Origin of the sequence: Nitrincola schmidtii (genome assembly GCF_008973715.1) — a bacterium.
Taxonomy (GTDB): Bacteria; Pseudomonadota; Gammaproteobacteria; order Pseudomonadales; family Balneatricaceae; genus Nitrincola; species Nitrincola schmidtii.
In genome coordinates this window covers 16,836-31,515 of sequence record NZ_WBOL01000009.1, presented here as the reverse complement: position 1 = coordinate 31,515, position 14,680 = coordinate 16,836, and the positions used below count along the sequence as shown (strand labels likewise).

Annotated in this window: 16 protein-coding genes; 6 read left to right on the top strand and 10 right to left on the bottom strand. The window is 45.0% G+C overall.

What is annotated here, in order from left to right:
- The first annotated feature begins 12 nt into the window (after positions 1-12).
- The 3 genes from F7R24_RS09175 (at position 13) to glmS (ending at position 3,767) form a co-directional block, all read left to right on the top strand.
- Positions 13-438 (top strand): F0F1 ATP synthase subunit epsilon, encoded by a 426-nt coding sequence (locus tag F7R24_RS09175; RefSeq protein ID WP_036542552.1) that lies wholly within the window; start codon positions 13-15, stop codon positions 436-438.
- Positions 439-561: 123 nt separating this feature from the next.
- Positions 562-1,929, top strand: a complete 1,368-nt coding sequence (glmU, locus tag F7R24_RS09170; protein ID WP_151670960.1) for a bifunctional UDP-N-acetylglucosamine diphosphorylase/glucosamine-1-phosphate N-acetyltransferase GlmU — start codon at positions 562-564, stop codon at positions 1,927-1,929.
- A gap of 11 nt (positions 1,930-1,940) precedes the next feature.
- Positions 1,941-3,767 (top strand): glutamine--fructose-6-phosphate transaminase (isomerizing), encoded by a 1,827-nt coding sequence (glmS, locus tag F7R24_RS09165; RefSeq protein ID WP_151670959.1) that lies wholly within the window; start codon positions 1,941-1,943, stop codon positions 3,765-3,767.
- Between the two features lie 59 nt (positions 3,768-3,826).
- Here the strand turns inward: glmS and F7R24_RS09160 are convergent, their stop codons facing one another.
- Positions 3,827-4,030, bottom strand: a complete 204-nt coding sequence (locus F7R24_RS09160; protein WP_151670958.1) for a PA3496 family putative envelope integrity protein — start codon at positions 4,028-4,030, stop codon at positions 3,827-3,829.
- Positions 4,031-4,199: 169 nt separating this feature from the next.
- Positions 4,200-5,090 (bottom strand): transcriptional regulator HexR, encoded by an 891-nt coding sequence (gene hexR, locus F7R24_RS09155; protein ID WP_151670957.1) that lies wholly within the window; start codon positions 5,088-5,090, stop codon positions 4,200-4,202.
- A gap of 191 nt (positions 5,091-5,281) precedes the next feature.
- Here hexR and F7R24_RS09150 point away from each other — a divergent pair, with 191 nt between their 5' ends.
- Genes F7R24_RS09150 through F7R24_RS09140 form a run of 3 tightly spaced genes read left to right on the top strand, consistent with a single transcriptional unit; the run spans position 5,282 to position 6,621 of the window.
- Positions 5,282-5,887 (top strand): YjaG family protein, encoded by a 606-nt coding sequence (locus F7R24_RS09150; RefSeq protein WP_151670956.1) that lies wholly within the window; start codon positions 5,282-5,284, stop codon positions 5,885-5,887.
- Positions 5,884-6,144 (top strand): hypothetical protein, encoded by a 261-nt coding sequence (locus F7R24_RS09145; protein WP_338087105.1) that lies wholly within the window; start codon positions 5,884-5,886, stop codon positions 6,142-6,144. Before F7R24_RS09150 ends, F7R24_RS09145 begins: the two co-directional genes overlap by 4 nt.
- 12 nt (positions 6,145-6,156) lie before the next feature.
- Positions 6,157-6,621: a hypothetical protein gene (locus F7R24_RS09140; RefSeq protein WP_151670955.1), complete on the top strand. Its 465-nt coding sequence runs from the start codon at positions 6,157-6,159 to the stop codon at positions 6,619-6,621.
- Here the strand turns inward: F7R24_RS09140 and F7R24_RS09135 are convergent.
- From F7R24_RS09135 to pstA, 8 genes are all read right to left on the bottom strand, one after another.
- Complete coding sequence (locus tag F7R24_RS09135; RefSeq protein ID WP_151670954.1) at positions 6,604-7,539, bottom strand: NADP-dependent oxidoreductase; 936 nt, start codon at positions 7,537-7,539, stop codon at positions 6,604-6,606. The two genes, F7R24_RS09140 and F7R24_RS09135, sit on opposite strands and share 18 nt — an antisense overlap.
- Before the next feature lie 44 nt (positions 7,540-7,583).
- Positions 7,584-8,903, bottom strand: coding sequence for a phosphate regulon sensor histidine kinase PhoR (gene phoR / locus F7R24_RS09130; RefSeq protein ID WP_151670953.1), 1,320 nt, complete (start codon positions 8,901-8,903; stop codon positions 7,584-7,586).
- A gap of 47 nt (positions 8,904-8,950) precedes the next feature.
- Positions 8,951-9,643, bottom strand: a complete 693-nt coding sequence (phoB, locus tag F7R24_RS09125; RefSeq protein WP_151670952.1) for a phosphate regulon transcriptional regulator PhoB — start codon at positions 9,641-9,643, stop codon at positions 8,951-8,953.
- A 96-nt stretch (positions 9,644-9,739) separates the two neighbouring features.
- Positions 9,740-10,615, bottom strand: a complete 876-nt coding sequence (gene ubiA / locus F7R24_RS09120) for a 4-hydroxybenzoate octaprenyltransferase (RefSeq protein WP_151670951.1) — start codon at positions 10,613-10,615, stop codon at positions 9,740-9,742.
- 67 nt (positions 10,616-10,682) lie between these two features.
- A complete protein-coding gene (locus F7R24_RS09115; protein WP_168926806.1) occupies positions 10,683-11,231 on the bottom strand; it encodes a chorismate--pyruvate lyase family protein in 549 nt (182 codons plus the stop codon).
- 66 nt (positions 11,232-11,297) lie between these two features.
- Positions 11,298-12,059, bottom strand: a complete 762-nt coding sequence (gene phoU / locus F7R24_RS09110; protein WP_151670949.1) for a phosphate signaling complex protein PhoU — start codon at positions 12,057-12,059, stop codon at positions 11,298-11,300.
- A 53-nt stretch (positions 12,060-12,112) separates the two neighbouring features.
- Complete coding sequence (pstB, locus tag F7R24_RS09105) at positions 12,113-12,961, bottom strand: phosphate ABC transporter ATP-binding protein PstB (protein ID WP_151670948.1); 849 nt, start codon at positions 12,959-12,961, stop codon at positions 12,113-12,115.
- 41 nt (positions 12,962-13,002) lie between these two features.
- Positions 13,003-14,670, bottom strand: a complete 1,668-nt coding sequence (pstA, locus tag F7R24_RS09100; protein ID WP_151670947.1) for a phosphate ABC transporter permease PstA — start codon at positions 14,668-14,670, stop codon at positions 13,003-13,005.
- Between the last annotated feature and the right edge of the window lie 10 nt (positions 14,671-14,680).

The window sequence follows — 14,680 nt, the reverse complement described above, 5'->3', positions numbered from 1 at the left end:
GAGGTAATCAACATGGCTGTAACTGTTCAATGCGAGATCGTCAGTGCTGAAGAAGAGATTTTCTCTGGCATGGTCGAATTTATCTCGGTGACAGGTAGCCTGGGTGACCTGGGTATTATGCCCGGTCACACTCCGCTGTTAACGGAACTGAAACCAGGCCCGGTCGAACTGCGAAAAGAGGGCGGTGAACAGGACGTATTTTACGTCTCTGGCGGTTTTATTGAGATTCAGCCGTTCAAGGTAACGGTTTTGGCAGACACCGCGTTGCATGCCAAAGATCTTGATGAAGCTGCAGCGATGGAAGCTCAGAAACATGCACAACATGCAATTTCTGATAAATCTGGTGAGTTCCAATACTCACGCGCTGCCTCCCAGCTGGCAGAAGCCGCAGCACAACTGCGTACTCTGCAGCAGATCAAGAAAAAGCTCGGCAAATAATCCCTATAGGATTTTGTCGTCACCAAAAGCAGCCTTCGGGCTGCTTTTGTTTTATATAGCCCTTGTGCTTAGCAAATGTGTAAAATATGCACATTGATAAAACGTAATAGGATTGAAGTGCACATGCATACTGATGTTGTCATTCTGGCGGCAGGCCAGGGAAGTCGAATGAAATCAGCATTGCCTAAGGTAATGCATCCCTTAGCCGGAAAGCCCATGCTTCAGCATGTCATCGATACGGCAAATCAACTCAGCAACATCGCATTGCATGTGGTGATCGGACATGGTGCTGATCGTGTCAGGCAACAACTCACACACCAAGCAGTCACTATTGCCATGCAAGAACAGCAACTAGGTACTGGACACGCGGTTGCTCAAGCCTTACCAGCGTGCCAATCAGATGGTGTTGTGTTGATTCTGTATGGTGATGTACCACTCATCCAAGCTACGACCTTGCAGGCATTGTTACAGCAAGCACAACAAGGTCATTTAGGTTTATTGACCGTTGTGCTTCAAGATCCGTCAGGTTACGGACGTATTGTCAGAAATGATGTTCGTGACGTTGTCGCTATCGTTGAACACAAAGATGCCAATGAACAACAACGACAAATCGCTGAAGTGAATACAGGTATTATGGCCGTTCCAAGTGAGCTGTTAAATAGTTGGTTACCACAGCTATCGTCAGAAAACGCCCAAGGTGAATATTATCTTACCGATATCATCGCGATGGCTGCTGAGGAAGGTGTCCGTATCAGTGCTATTCAACCCGCGACGGAACAGGAAGTTCAAGGCGTTAATAACAGACAACAATTAGCAGAGCTTGAACGCTGGTATCAACTGCAAGAAGCTAATCGTTTAATGACAGCAGGTGTGACTCTTCATGATCCTGCTCGAGTTGACGTACGCGGTCGGCTAACGGTTGGCCAAGATGTGGTGATAGATATTAACTGTGTTTTTGAAGGCGAGGTAACCTTGGCTGATGGCGTTGTTATTGGACCACATTGCGTTATTCGCAACAGCAGCATAGAGCAGGGTACCTTAATTGAAGCACATTCTCTGATTGATGGCGCTAAGATAGGTTCCAATGCTGTTATCGGTCCCTTTGCACGTATTCGACCCGGTACCGAACTGGCCGATCAGACCAAGATTGGTAATTTCGTTGAAACCAAAAAAGCTGTGATAGGTAAGGGCAGTAAAGTAAATCACCTCAGCTATATTGGTGATGCGCAAATAGGCGAAAACAGTAATATTGGTGCCGGAACCATCACCTGTAACTATGATGGTGTTAACAAGTCCGTGACTGAGATCGGCGATGGAGCTTTTATCGGTTCTAACACCTCATTAGTTGCTCCAGTAAAAATAGGACATGAAGCGACCATTGCTGCTGGGTCCACCATTACCAAAGATATACCTGATGGACAGCTTGCTGTCGCCAGAGCACAACAAAAGTTAGTCAGTCACTGGAAACGTCCTACTAAACGTCAATCATAAGGAATCGAATTATGTGTGGAATAGTTGGTGCAGTTGCAACACGTCCTGTTGCCGAAATACTGTTAGAAGGATTACGACGTTTAGAATATCGAGGCTATGATTCTGCAGGGATGGCGTTATGTTCAGAAGGTGAGATTTCACGTCTAAGACGTGCGGGTAAAGTACAAGCTTTAGCTGATGGATTAGCAGAATTACCACAGCAAGGTACCACAGGTATCGCACATACTCGATGGGCTACCCATGGTAAACCTACCGAAACCAATGCACACCCACATATGTCGGGTGAAAGTCTAGCGATTGTGCATAACGGTATAATTGAGAACTATGAACCACTGCGTGAAATGCTGAAGTCACAAGGCTACATATTTGGTTCAGAGACAGATACTGAAGTTGTTGCACATCTGCTCGATCATCTCTTAAAAACTGGTATTACGTTAATTGAAGCGCTTAAACAAGCAATCACACAGCTTGAAGGTGCTTATGCTTTAGGTGTCATTCATGCAGATCAGCCTGATCAATTACTAGCGGCACGTAAAGGTAGCCCACTGGTGGTGGGCGTGGGTATTGGTGAGAACTTTATCGCTTCAGACCAGCTAGCTTTATTGCCTGTCACTGATCGTTTTATGTTCTTGGAAGAGGGTGATATTGCTCAGATAACCACCACTCAGATACATATTTTTGATCGTCAGGGTACACCAGTAGAGCGCAGTATTTCTCAATTTGAACATGGTCAAGCTGCCGCTGAAAAAGGCGAATTTAAGCACTTCATGTTGAAAGAGATTTATGAACAACCTGAGGTCATGAAACGCGTTCTGGAAGGTCGTATTAGTAATGGACACCTTCTGGAACAGGCATGGGGCGTCACAGCATCGGACGTTTTTGATCGCACCGAACGTGTCCAAATCGTTGCCTGTGGTACCAGTTATCATGCGGGAATGATCGCTCGTTATTGGATTGAATCCTTAGTCGGTATTCCTTGCCAAGTGGAAGTCGCCAGTGAGTTTCGCTATCGCGACGTGGTGTTGTCCAAAGACACCTTGTTAATCACCCTGTCGCAATCGGGAGAAACGGCAGATACCTTGGCGGCTCTTCGTGAAGTCAAAGAACGTGTATTGGCAAGTTTAGCCATTTGTAACGTACCAGGTAGCTCTTTAGTTCGAGAGTCTGAATTGGCATTAATGACCAATGCGGGGCCTGAAATTGGTGTTGCTTCGACTAAAGCCTTTACATCACAGTTGGTTGCCTTATTGATGACCACGTTGATTTTGGCGCGTCGTAAAGGGTTAGACGGTGCAAAAGAGCAACAAATTGTTAAAGAACTTCAAGCACTACCGGCACTGATTGACTCATTGTTAGAGATGGATACAGCCGTTGCGAAAATGTCTGAAGCCTTCGCAGAAAAACATCATTCATTGTTTTTAGGCCGTGGTAGCCTGTATCCGGTTGCGATGGAAGGCGCTTTAAAGCTAAAAGAGATCTCTTATATTCATGCAGAAGCCTACCCAGCAGGTGAACTAAAGCATGGTCCTTTGGCTTTGGTGGATAAGGATATGCCCGTTGTTGCAGTGGCACCGAACAATGAGATGTTGGATAAATTGAAGTCCAATCTTCAAGAAGTCCGTGCTCGTGGCGGCGAACTCTTCGTATTTACCGGCTGTGGACAGAGTATTCAAAATGAACAGGGGGTGACGACACTGACCTTGCCACCAGTGCATCCGTTACTAGAGCCTTTAGCCTACACCATTCCTCTGCAGCTCTTGTCTTACCATGTTGCTGTTCTAAAAGGGACGGATGTAGATCAGCCTAGAAATTTAGCCAAGTCGGTAACCGTAGAGTGAAGAACACTATCACCCTAACAAAAAAGTTTAGGGTGATATTTATTTTTTGCCCCCAAATACTAATCATCAAACCATTTTTCACGATCAACAAAAGCAGCCAAGGCTTCTTGCTCTCGGCGTTTTTCAATGGCGCGACGGGCTTCAAATAGACGACGGGTGGCGGATTGTTTGCGACGGTTTTGCTGTTCAATATCGTAGCCAACCAGCAAATCGAAAACTTCAGTGGTAATGGGGTCTAGATCATGTTCCTGACGTATCAGCATACTCATACTCCAATCTGTGTTTCAGATAGAAGAGGAGCCAACTCGGTGCAGCTGACTCCCAGCTGTAAACTTTGTCCTAACTACTTTTTAACTGATTTTTTTCTCTATTTCAAATCAGTTTTAACAGATAGTTTGTAAAAGTATACGCAGAGAGTATGACAAATAGATTTCAGTCGTTATCGTCGAGTTGTCGACGTGTAGGCAGTAAGCGGTCATTTTGACGAAGACTGCGAAGACTGCGTTTAATCGTTTTTAAATGATCAAAGAGTGCAGGCCCGAGTTTCATCGCAACACCGACGGCCAGAATATCGATAACCACTAGATGCACCACACGAGAAGACATCAAGGTACTTAAGTCTTTGTCTTCTTCCACATCAACATGAATCGGTATGGTGGCTAACTCAGCCAAAGGCGTTGTCCCTGGGCAAAGGGTGATCACCGTAGCGCCAGTCTCTCTGACGAGTTTAACCGTGTGTAGCAGGTCTTTAGTGCGACCTGTTTGAGAGATAGCGACCACAACATCCCCTTGACCTAGCGTCACTGCAGAGATGGTTTGCATATGCGGGTCTGAATAGGCAGCAGCAGATACCATTAATCGATGAAATTTGTGCTGGGCATCGGCACAGACGGGAGCAGAAGCTCCAAAACCATAGAACTCTACTCGATTCGCTTTAGCCAAGGCATCAATGGCTTCTTCAAGTATTTCAGGATCGAGCTGTTCGCGGATATTGATCAGGTTACCGATCATCGAGTCAAAGATTTTCTGTTTAAACTCGATTACCGTATCCTTGGTATCCATGGAAAACTTTTCAAAACTGGTATTACTTGCCAAGCCTTGCGCCAGTGTCAGCTTAAAATCCTGAAAGCCATCGTAATTTAACGCACGACAAAACCTGACCACGGTAGGTTCACTAACGTTGGCTTCAGAGGCTAGGTCAACGATGCGCATGTGAATGACGTCACTGGGCTGAGCTAGCACATAATCGGCCACTTTTTGTTCAGACTTGCGCAGTTTGTCGCGTGAGTCAGCAATGGACTTGAGAAGATTGAAGGAGTTCAACGCACATACCTGTCAGTTGCTGGCAGTTAATTAGTCACTAGTATATCAACGAAAGTATAGCAACGAAACGAGTAACCGCCTAAAGGCGATGGTTATCTGAAACACTAAATCTGTTCGTAATCACTACAGATCCTTGGTTATACCACGTACAATAAGCTTATAACGTAAAAATAGCCCCATGGAGTATCTGAATGAGTGAATTCCAGCAATTGGAAAAACAGCTAGGTCAATTTAAGCCTTGGCAATTGACCGCATTTTCTGCGGCATTAACGGAAAGAATGCTGCCCAATTTTACGCTGTTCTCACGATTGTTAGAATTTGGTGATGCGGTACAGATACGTCGAATCCTAGATGGTGTTTGGGAGAGTTTGTCTGGCGGTGCCAGCATGAACTTTGAAGTACAGCTAGATCATGTTGAAGATAATATGCCGTCGTTGGATGAATTTGATATGTATGGCGCCATGCCAGCATTGGATGCGGTGGTGGCACTTTATTCAACGCTAGTCTGTATCCTAGAGCAAGATCCTTCAGAGGCCGCTAATATTGCAGATCTGTCACGAGAATGTGTAGCAACCTTCATTGAAGTGAACCAAGCAGATCCGCAATTGTCTGATGCTGAATTAATGCGTTTTATTTCAACACATGAATTGATGCAAGACGAAGATGCCTTTCAAGAAGAAGTCATAGAAAGATTAAGATCACAAGATCAACCTAATCGTCAGTTTATTCAATCCTTGAAATCGCTTGCGGTCAATGAAGGTGTTAGTAATTTAGGAATCAGTGATTCAGAAGAATGATACTACGAATCGGTTTACTCTTACTCGTCCTACCGGCTGTGGTATTAATGGGCGTGTTTTTCTTCGAACAGATGCAAATCAGTGACTGCCTTGCTGAGGGTGGTTACTGGGATTATCTGAAGTCAGCGTGTGATCAGCAGTCTCACCCCTTCATCCCCTTAATGGCTCGTAAACCTCTGTTAGTGAACGGGGGTATGTTACTCAGTTGTTTGGGTCTTTTGATAACAATTGTCGGACTCTATCGTCGACGCATGTAATGGCTTTTTCTAATGGGCAAAAAAATAGGCATCGTATTTCTGGTTCTAGCAGTAGTTTTTGCTGTTTGGTATCTACTTTATTCTGATCAATGGCTAGAAGCTTTCAATCAAGAACGCCAAGAAGATGCGGCAGAGTACCGTTCCATGGGTCTTGAAGCGGGTCGTTCAACCGATCAACAAGGCTGTCAGGATCAAGCTTTAGAGAATTTTGTCGCCTGTAGTGACTCCAACTTTGTTTGTACAGTCAATCAGGGCGTGTTCCTGAAAGCCTGTTTCGAAACGGCAAGCCCTTCGGAGGGTTTTTGTGATGATCTGCCAGCCTTTAATGAAAAAGCCTCCGAGCCTGAAAAAGATTGGGCGAAATACAACTGCTGGGATATGGATATTCGTGGTGAGGGCTGTCGATTGTTGCTGCGTCAACGTTTGCAACTCTGTCATGCCCTCAACACGGGTATGGATTTAAATCTGCAGGATTAACTTACCACTGACATGACCACTAGCACTGAGGCGGTGAGCATCAGCTGCTTGTGATAAGGGTAACACTTGAGCCACTTTTAGTTTCAGCTCACCTTTAGCCACACGGTTAGCCAGTTCTGCCAGTTGTAATGCATTGGGCTCAGCGCGAATGGAAAGTACGGTTACATCGGTTCCTTCTGCTGCTGCTGCCACTTGTGCTGCAGTAACCGAGGGTAAAGTGACCATCCTGCCGTTAGGTTTTAGTGCAATAAGAGCATCAATGCCGGTATCTGCACCCACGCCATCCAAAATTAAATCAAACTGATTAGCTAAAGAAGCCATCTCTAGTTGTTGATAATTCAGAACAGTGTCACAACCCAGATCCTTTAGGTAGGCATGATTCTTAGTTGAGCTGGTTGCGGTGACTTCTGCGCCTGCAGCCTTCGCTAGCTGAATCGCTAAATGACCGACACCGCCAGCTCCTGCAAGTACCAAGAGTTTTTCTCCCGATACTAATTGTCCTTTGTCGAAGAGTGCTTGCCATGCGGTTAAGCCCGCTAAGCCTAAGCCTGCTGCCGTGGTGGCTTCTAAACCTTCTGGACGTAAGGTAATTTCACTGGCGGGTGCAATGACCTCTTCAGCGTAACAGCCAGCAGGATGTGGAAAACGAATAAAACCCAGTACAGTATCACCCACAGAGAATTCGGTCACACCTTCACCGAGTGCAGCGACTTCGCCACTAAACTCCCAACCCGGTGTCCAAGGAAAGGACTCTATAAAACCAGAGGCACCTCCACCCATACAGGTTTTCCAATCAATAGGATTGACTCCGGCTGCTTGATTACGGATCAGCACTTCACCGGGACCCGGTTGCAAAGAGTCCACCGACTCTAGGCGCAGGTTGTCGGGTTCAAACGCATGAATTCGAATTGCTTGCATGACGATACTCCGCTGATAAAACAAACCAATATTGGCTTTATGAATCAGCCATTATGAGATGCAGTGGCTTCATTTTCTAGTGTAATCACGCTTTCAGGCGGAAAGTGACAACTAAAACAGCTGCCTTTACCTAGGGTGCTTTGAATTTTGAGATGACCGTCATGGCGCACTAACACATATTTGACGATGGATAGGCCTAGCCCCGTTCCACCACTGTTACTGGCCCGGCTTTCATCAACACGGTAAAAACGTTCAGTTAAACGAGGGATATGATAAGGCTCGATACCTTGACCATTATCCATAACACTTAAAAGACCACCTTGATCATCAGCCTGCCAATTTATGATGATTTCGCTCTGCTCTGGTGTGTGTCTTACAGCATTGAAAACTAGATTAGAGAAGGCGCTATGAAGCTCCTTTTCTTGGCCCATTAGATCATAATTTTCATCGGCTTGAATGATGATGGTTTGATTTTTATCACCACTAAGAATCATCGCATCTCTACGAATATCTTTTAGCATCTGATGAATATCAACGGGGATATCTTCGGTTAGATGTTCAGTTGATTCCAATTTAGAGAGCATTAACATATCCCGTACCAAACCTTCCATACGTAAGGTTTGCTGTTCCATTTGCTTTAATGCTCTTAACATCGATGATGGTAAATCTTGATCCTGAAAGGTCTCTATATACCCTCTAAGAACCGTTAAAGGTGTTCTCAATTCATGTGATGCATTCGAGACAAAGCTCTGTCGAGTTTGCTCAAGCTTTTTCAGTCTAGAAATATCACGGGCAACGACCAGTCGGTCACCCTCACCAAATTGAGTAATGTGATATTGCAGAATGATTTGATCATTAACGGGTGATTTTAGCTCAAAGGGTTCTTGGTAGTTTTGCTTTTTGTAATAGCGAATAAAACGTGGATCGCGAAGCATATTCAAAACTGATTTACGCAAATCAGTTTTAGGCGATAAACCCAGTAACCTTTCAGCCGATTTGTTCCACCATTCAAGGTTATTTTTAGGGTCAATCAAAACTATGGCATCACGAAGCGCAGCTGAGGATTGTTGGAAACGTGAAATGATACCCTTTAGCTCTTTCTCTTTATCCAGTTCACGACGTTGAAGTCGATATAAGCCATCCAGTAGCTCTCCCCATGCTCCGTGAGCTTCTGGAGGTACACTTCCATCCTCTTTCTTTAACCATTTCATCATCCTTTCAAACTGAACAATTTGAAAGATGGCCCATAAGAGTAAACTGATGATCAGTAATTCTTTTGGATACCCCAGCAAAAACCCAGCAAACAATGCCAGTGCCAAGGTACTTATTAAGCTAAAAATCATCAGCTTATCAGACTGATACATTCATGGGTCTCTGAGAAAAGTTATCGGAGTAAGACATAAACCCCGTTTTAATTTTTAGCGGAAAAACGATATCCCGTTCCACGTACGGTCTGAATCAGGTAGTCATGTCGTTCACCGAGGGCTTTTCGTAAACGTCGTATATGAACATCAACTGTACGCTCTTCAACATACACATTACCGCCCCATACCATATCAAGCAACTGATTACGCGAGTAGGCACGATCTGGGTGAGTCATAAAAAATTGTAGTAAACGAAACTCTGTTGGCCCCAAATCTACCGAGTTATCTTCCGATAGAACACGATGAGAGATAGGATCCAGGGTTAGCTCATCAATGGTAATTGGCTCTTCTATCCCTTTAGGCGTGGTACGGCGAAGTACTGTTTTCAGCCTAGCAACTAATTCACGGGGTGAAAAAGGCTTAGTGATATAGTCATCAACGCCCACTTCTAGACCTTGAATTTTATTATCTTCTTCAGCCTTAGCCGTCAGCATAATGATGGGAATATCTGCAGTCACTTCATCCTTGCGCAGGCGTCTGGCAAAGTCGATTCCACTGACACCGGGCATCATCCAGTCCAGTAAAACCATATCGGGTTTATGATCTAATATGGCAGCATGCGCTTGCTGAGCATTTTGCGCTTCAAAACAATCATAGCCTGCCATTTCTAGAGCTACAGCAATCATTTCCCTAATAGGTGCTTCATCGTCAACAATGAGTACACGTTTTGCAACCGACATGGATGAACCTCAACTTTGATTATCTACCCCGCTATTACAAGACGTTTTCGTTACAGTAATATGACAGTATGGTGCGGATTGTTAAAAAAGTGAAAATTAAGCGGCATAATGCAGAATAATGCCGATTAAAACAGCCAATTCAGCCAAATGGTTATTTAGAAAGGCTTGAAAGCACTTCTCTCGCTCTCGGTTACGAATTAAATATTGTTGCCATATAAAAAAACCAACAGCAGCCACAAGACCTGAATAGTACCAAAAGCTCATCTCCAGCAGTTGGCCTATGATGATGAGAAGCAGAAGGGATACACCCTGCAATACGCCTACCATCAATTTATCCGCATCGCCGAAGCGTATGGCGGTCGATTTAACGCCAATTTTTAAATCATCATCACGATCAACCATCGCATATTGCGTGTCGTAAGCGACAGTCCAGAGTAGTTTAGCTAAATACAATAACCACGCAATCAAGGGTAGAGTTCCTGTCACCGCGGTAAAGGCCATTGGAATAGCCCAACCAAAGGCTGCTCCCAAAACGACTTGAGGGTAGTGCGTATAACGCTTCATAAAGGGATAGCAAAAGGCGAGGGCAACACCGATAAACGATAGCTTAATGGTTAAGGCGTTGGTAAAGAGAACGAGAACAAAAGCACAGAGCATTAAGCCTACAAATAAGCTCAAGGCTTCACGTTCTGTTACTTGACCGGTTGCTAAGGGGCGAGTCGCAGTGCGTTTAACATGGCCATCGATATGGCGATCTGCATAATCATTGATGACACAACCAGCCGAGCGCGTTAGGAATACGCCTAGCGTAAAAATAGCCAACAACAAGGGTGAAGGAACACCTTCCGATGCGATCCACAGTGCCCATAGTGTGGGCCATAACAGTAACCAAGTGCCGATCGGTTTATCAGCTCTCATCAGACGAATATAAAGCGGTAGTTTCTGATGAATTACTGACGTCAAAGCTGACATAACGCGTATCCTTGTCACGAAAATTTCATGTTAAGGTGCGTATTGTACGCCCAGAGTTAGCTTGATGTCAGCGTTGCTTATATTTGGGGAAGTCTATTTCCGCCATAATCGGGTAAAAGACTTCAGTGACTAATAGCGGATGCTGTTGAATATAAAAAATAGAACGCCTTGCTGGAAAGGTGTCTAACCCCTGATGCAGATGCGTGACTTGTATTCTGCCACGGTTGATTTTGGGATCGCTAAATAGCAATGAACCCAGAGATCGATTTCCGAGTTGGTGAAGTTGTGCATGGCAATGAGTCAGTGTGCTGTCGGGTACGACCGAACGGGCATAGATCCACACCTGTCCTTGCCCCATCAGCTCTACTTCTCGAACCATCACTTTTTTGTAGGGTGATATGGCTAATGCCTGTGCTTCATCCTTGCTGGGATAGGCACGACCAAGTTTAAGCAGTCTGACTGTAAATTGATCTTGACTGGCATGGATCAGAGAGTGAGTGAGTGAACCGCTTTGGCATAACCATTCTCGCCAGTGCGGCGTCAGAGCCGGACGTCGGTCAGCATACAACCAGTGTCGTCGTCGAAGTGTATCTAGATAAAGTGTACGGATCCTCACAAAACCTCGCAAAACCTCGCCAGAGCTAAATATCTGGCGAAGTTTAGCATTATGAAGGATTAGTAATCACTCACTTTGGTAATTATCTGATTCATCATCAGGAGAAGCATCATGGATAGCTTCTTTGATTTCACGAAGACTCTTATGGCGAACATCTTCACCACTGACTTGATAGATCAAGTGAATAGCAATGCTTCGTGCATGATCACCAATACGTTCTAAGCTACGTAAAATCCACATCACATTCAGAATAACGGAAATTGAGCGAGGATCTTCCATCATATAGGTGACCAGTGAGCGTGTCGCTGAACGGTATTCATCGTCCACTTCTCGATCACGCTTGGCGATCTTATAGGCCATTTCAAGATCACCTCGTGAAAAGGCATTCAGCACATCGCGCACCATTTCGGTCACTATCGTACCGATATGACGAACTTCTTGATAACCAAAGCGCGTATTCATACCAGTGTTTGCTATCTCAATGGCATGTTTTGCGATACGTCCAGACTCATCACCAATACGCTCTAAGTCAGATGCAGCACGGCTGATAGAGATAATCAGGCGTAAATCACTCGCGGCCGGTTGGCGCAGCGCAATGATTTTGGTGCACTGTTGATCAATATCTATTTCCATTTGGTTAGCCGTTTTATCGCTTAAACGTGCCTGTTCAGCTAATTCAACGTTGCCGTTCATCAATGCTTCGATAGAGTCACTGACTTGACGCTCAACGATGCCGCCCATGCTCAGCATCTGGGTACGAATTTGCTCTAATTCAATATTGAATTGATTAGAAATATGCTTTGAAAAACTGTCGTTTGTGGGTGCCATAATCTGTTTATCCCTTGATATCTAAAGGCTGTTCGGTCGGTTGATGGTAACAATCAACCGTATCGGCCAGTGATGTAGTCTTCAGTTTGTTGTTTTTCCGGCTTAGTGAACAGCGTGTCTGTATCGCCAAACTCGATCAGATCACCCATATACATAAAGGCTGTGTAGTCAGATACACGGGCGGCTTGTTGCATGTTATGAGTAACGATGACGATGGTGTACTCGTTTTTCAACTCATTGATTAACTCTTCAATTTTTAACGTTGAAATTGGATCGAGTGCAGAAGCGGGTTCGTCTAACAAAATCACTTCTGGCTCGATGGCCACCGCACGCGCTATGACCAGACGTTGCTGCTGACCTCCTGACATACCAAAAGCGTTATCATCTAAACGATCTTTAACTTCATCCCACAAAGCTGCGGCGCGAAGTGAGCGCTCAACCACTTCATCAAGCACACGCTTAGAATTGACACCCTGAAGACGTAAGCCATACGCAACGTTCTCATAAATCGATTTTGGGAAAGGGTTAGGTTTTTGAAAAACCATACCTACATTTCGACGCAATTCAGCCACATCAACGTTACGATCATAGATGTTTTCACCATCCATGAGGATTTGACCTTCAATTCGGCAAATATCAACTAAGTCGTTCATGCGGTTGAAGCAGCGTAGTAAGGTTGATTTACCACAACCCGATGGACCGATAAAAGCGGTCACACGCTTCTCAGGAATCAACATATTGATGCCCTTCAGCGCTTGATCGTTGCCATAATAAAGATTCAGATCATTAACATGAATTTTAATTTTTTCATCTTCCATACGCATGGGCATACGGTCACTGTTATCACGCGCCTGACTGGCCGAGATAGAAATATTAGTTGTTTCGCTAGCTTGTGAATTCATCAGAATTTACTCTCTTTAATAATCTAAGGTGTCAGGCCTAATTAATCAGATGCACTGCGGTAGCGTTCGCGTAGTCGGTTACGAATATTGATTGCGGTTAAGTTAAGAATAACAATCAATATGACCAATACTAGCGCGGTCGCATAAACCAGAGGTCTTGCAGCTTCAGCACTCGGGCTCTGGAAACCAACATCATAAATGTGGAAGCCCAAGTGCATGATCTTTCGATCCAAGTGTATGAATGGGAAAGTCCCATCGACAGGCAAGGTGGGTGCAAGTTTTACCACGCCCACCAGCATCAGAGGTGCTACTTCACCTGCTGCACGTGCGATCGCTAAAATTAATCCAGTCATCATCGCAGGCGTTGCCAGTGGAACAATGACCTTCCAAAGTGTTTCAGACTTTGTCGCACCTAAAGCCAAACTGCCCTGACGTATCGTAGATGGAATACGTGCTAGGCCTTCCTCTGTAGATACGATAACGATTGGCAGAGTTAGTAATGCAAGGGTTAATGAAGCCCAAATCAAACCAGGTGTTCCAAAGGTTGGCGTGGGTAAGGCCGCTTCATAGAAGAGCCTGTCGATATTGCCACCTAAGAAGTAAACGAAGAAGCCTAAACCAAATACTCCGTATACTATCGAAGGAACGCCGGCTAAGTTATACACCGAGATACGAATAATACGGGTCATCAGGTTTTGACGTGCATATTCACGCAGGTAAATCGCTGCCAAGATACCAAAAGGAGTTACGATGATCGACATAACGAACACCATAGTCACCGTACCAAAGATCGCAGGGAAGATACCACCTTCTGTATTTGCTTCACGCGGTGGAGTGGTTAAGAACTCCCATAAACGTTCAACATACTGTCCCATCTTCTGAGGAACAGACATGGCATTCGGCGCAGTAATGCGCACAATCGCAGCCAAACTTAGGTCCACTTCCCGATCATCAGCCATGCGCATACGCAGGGTGTCGCGCCGTGTGCTTTGGTAAAGGGCATCCAGCTCTACCCGCAAAATCGCATATTCATCATCAAGACGAGCTCTTTCAGCTGCAATTCTTGCCTCTTCCGCAGCACGCTGTTGAGCTGTCGGATTTGACAACTCTAGACGACGACCATCTAAACGAAGACGTTCAATCTCAGAGTTCATTCGTCCTATCTCGCCACGCTCGATACGATGAATATCCCTATGGATTTGTAAGCTACGATTTATTGATTCTTGCAACAGCGACCAGAAATTCGCATCGTTAGGTGTCGCAATCACGTTACCTTCACGCGAAAGCGAAACAGGTTGACCGTAAAAATTACCCCATTCACGGCGTTCAATTTGGAAGGCATCTTTAGGATATTGGAATTCACCCATACCCGTTTCAAAATGCCAGGCAAAATCGTTACCGGTTTGATCACGGTTACCTTGTTTGAACAGGTAACGGGTTATTAGATCAACCCCCTCTGGTATATGGTGACCGCCATCTCTTGCTACTGCGGCAGTTATGGTTTGTGGACGAACGATTTCACCCATAACCACTTGTCGATTGCCATTGGCATCGATGATTTCCACTTTAGCAATATCTGCGGGCCAGAAGTGACCGAAGCCACGAACAGCGATCAGTCCTATTAGACCAACCACCATGATCATACAAAATGCTACTGCACCACCGTTCAACCAGATCCAGGGTGAGCCGCTTTTAAACCATGCTTTCATTTTAAATCCT

Coding starts and splice junctions, on each gene's coding strand:
- F7R24_RS09175 (WP_036542552.1), top strand. CDS start 13: ATGGCTGTAACTGTTCAATGCGAGATCGTCAGTGCTGAAGAAGAGATT.
- glmU (WP_151670960.1), top strand. CDS start 562: ATGCATACTGATGTTGTCATTCTGGCGGCAGGCCAGGGAAGTCGAATG.
- glmS (WP_151670959.1), top strand. CDS start 1,941: ATGTGTGGAATAGTTGGTGCAGTTGCAACACGTCCTGTTGCCGAAATA.
- F7R24_RS09160 (WP_151670958.1), bottom strand. CDS start 4,030: ATGCTGATACGTCAGGAACATGATCTAGACCCCATTACCACTGAAGTT.
- F7R24_RS09150 (WP_151670956.1), top strand. CDS start 5,282: ATGAGTGAATTCCAGCAATTGGAAAAACAGCTAGGTCAATTTAAGCCT.
- F7R24_RS09145 (WP_338087105.1), top strand. CDS start 5,884: ATGATACTACGAATCGGTTTACTCTTACTCGTCCTACCGGCTGTGGTA.
- F7R24_RS09140 (WP_151670955.1), top strand. CDS start 6,157: ATGGGCAAAAAAATAGGCATCGTATTTCTGGTTCTAGCAGTAGTTTTT.
- F7R24_RS09135 (WP_151670954.1), bottom strand. CDS start 7,539: ATGCAAGCAATTCGAATTCATGCGTTTGAACCCGACAACCTGCGCCTA.
- phoR (WP_151670953.1), bottom strand. CDS start 8,903: ATGTATCAGTCTGATAAGCTGATGATTTTTAGCTTAATAAGTACCTTG.
- phoB (WP_151670952.1), bottom strand. CDS start 9,643: ATGTCGGTTGCAAAACGTGTACTCATTGTTGACGATGAAGCACCTATT.
- ubiA (WP_151670951.1), bottom strand. CDS start 10,615: ATGTCAGCTTTGACGTCAGTAATTCATCAGAAACTACCGCTTTATATT.
- phoU (WP_151670949.1), bottom strand. CDS start 12,059: ATGGCACCCACAAACGACAGTTTTTCAAAGCATATTTCTAATCAATTC.
- pstB (WP_151670948.1), bottom strand. CDS start 12,961: ATGAATTCACAAGCTAGCGAAACAACTAATATTTCTATCTCGGCCAGT.
- pstA (WP_151670947.1), bottom strand. CDS start 14,670: ATGAAAGCATGGTTTAAAAGCGGCTCACCCTGGATCTGGTTGAACGGT.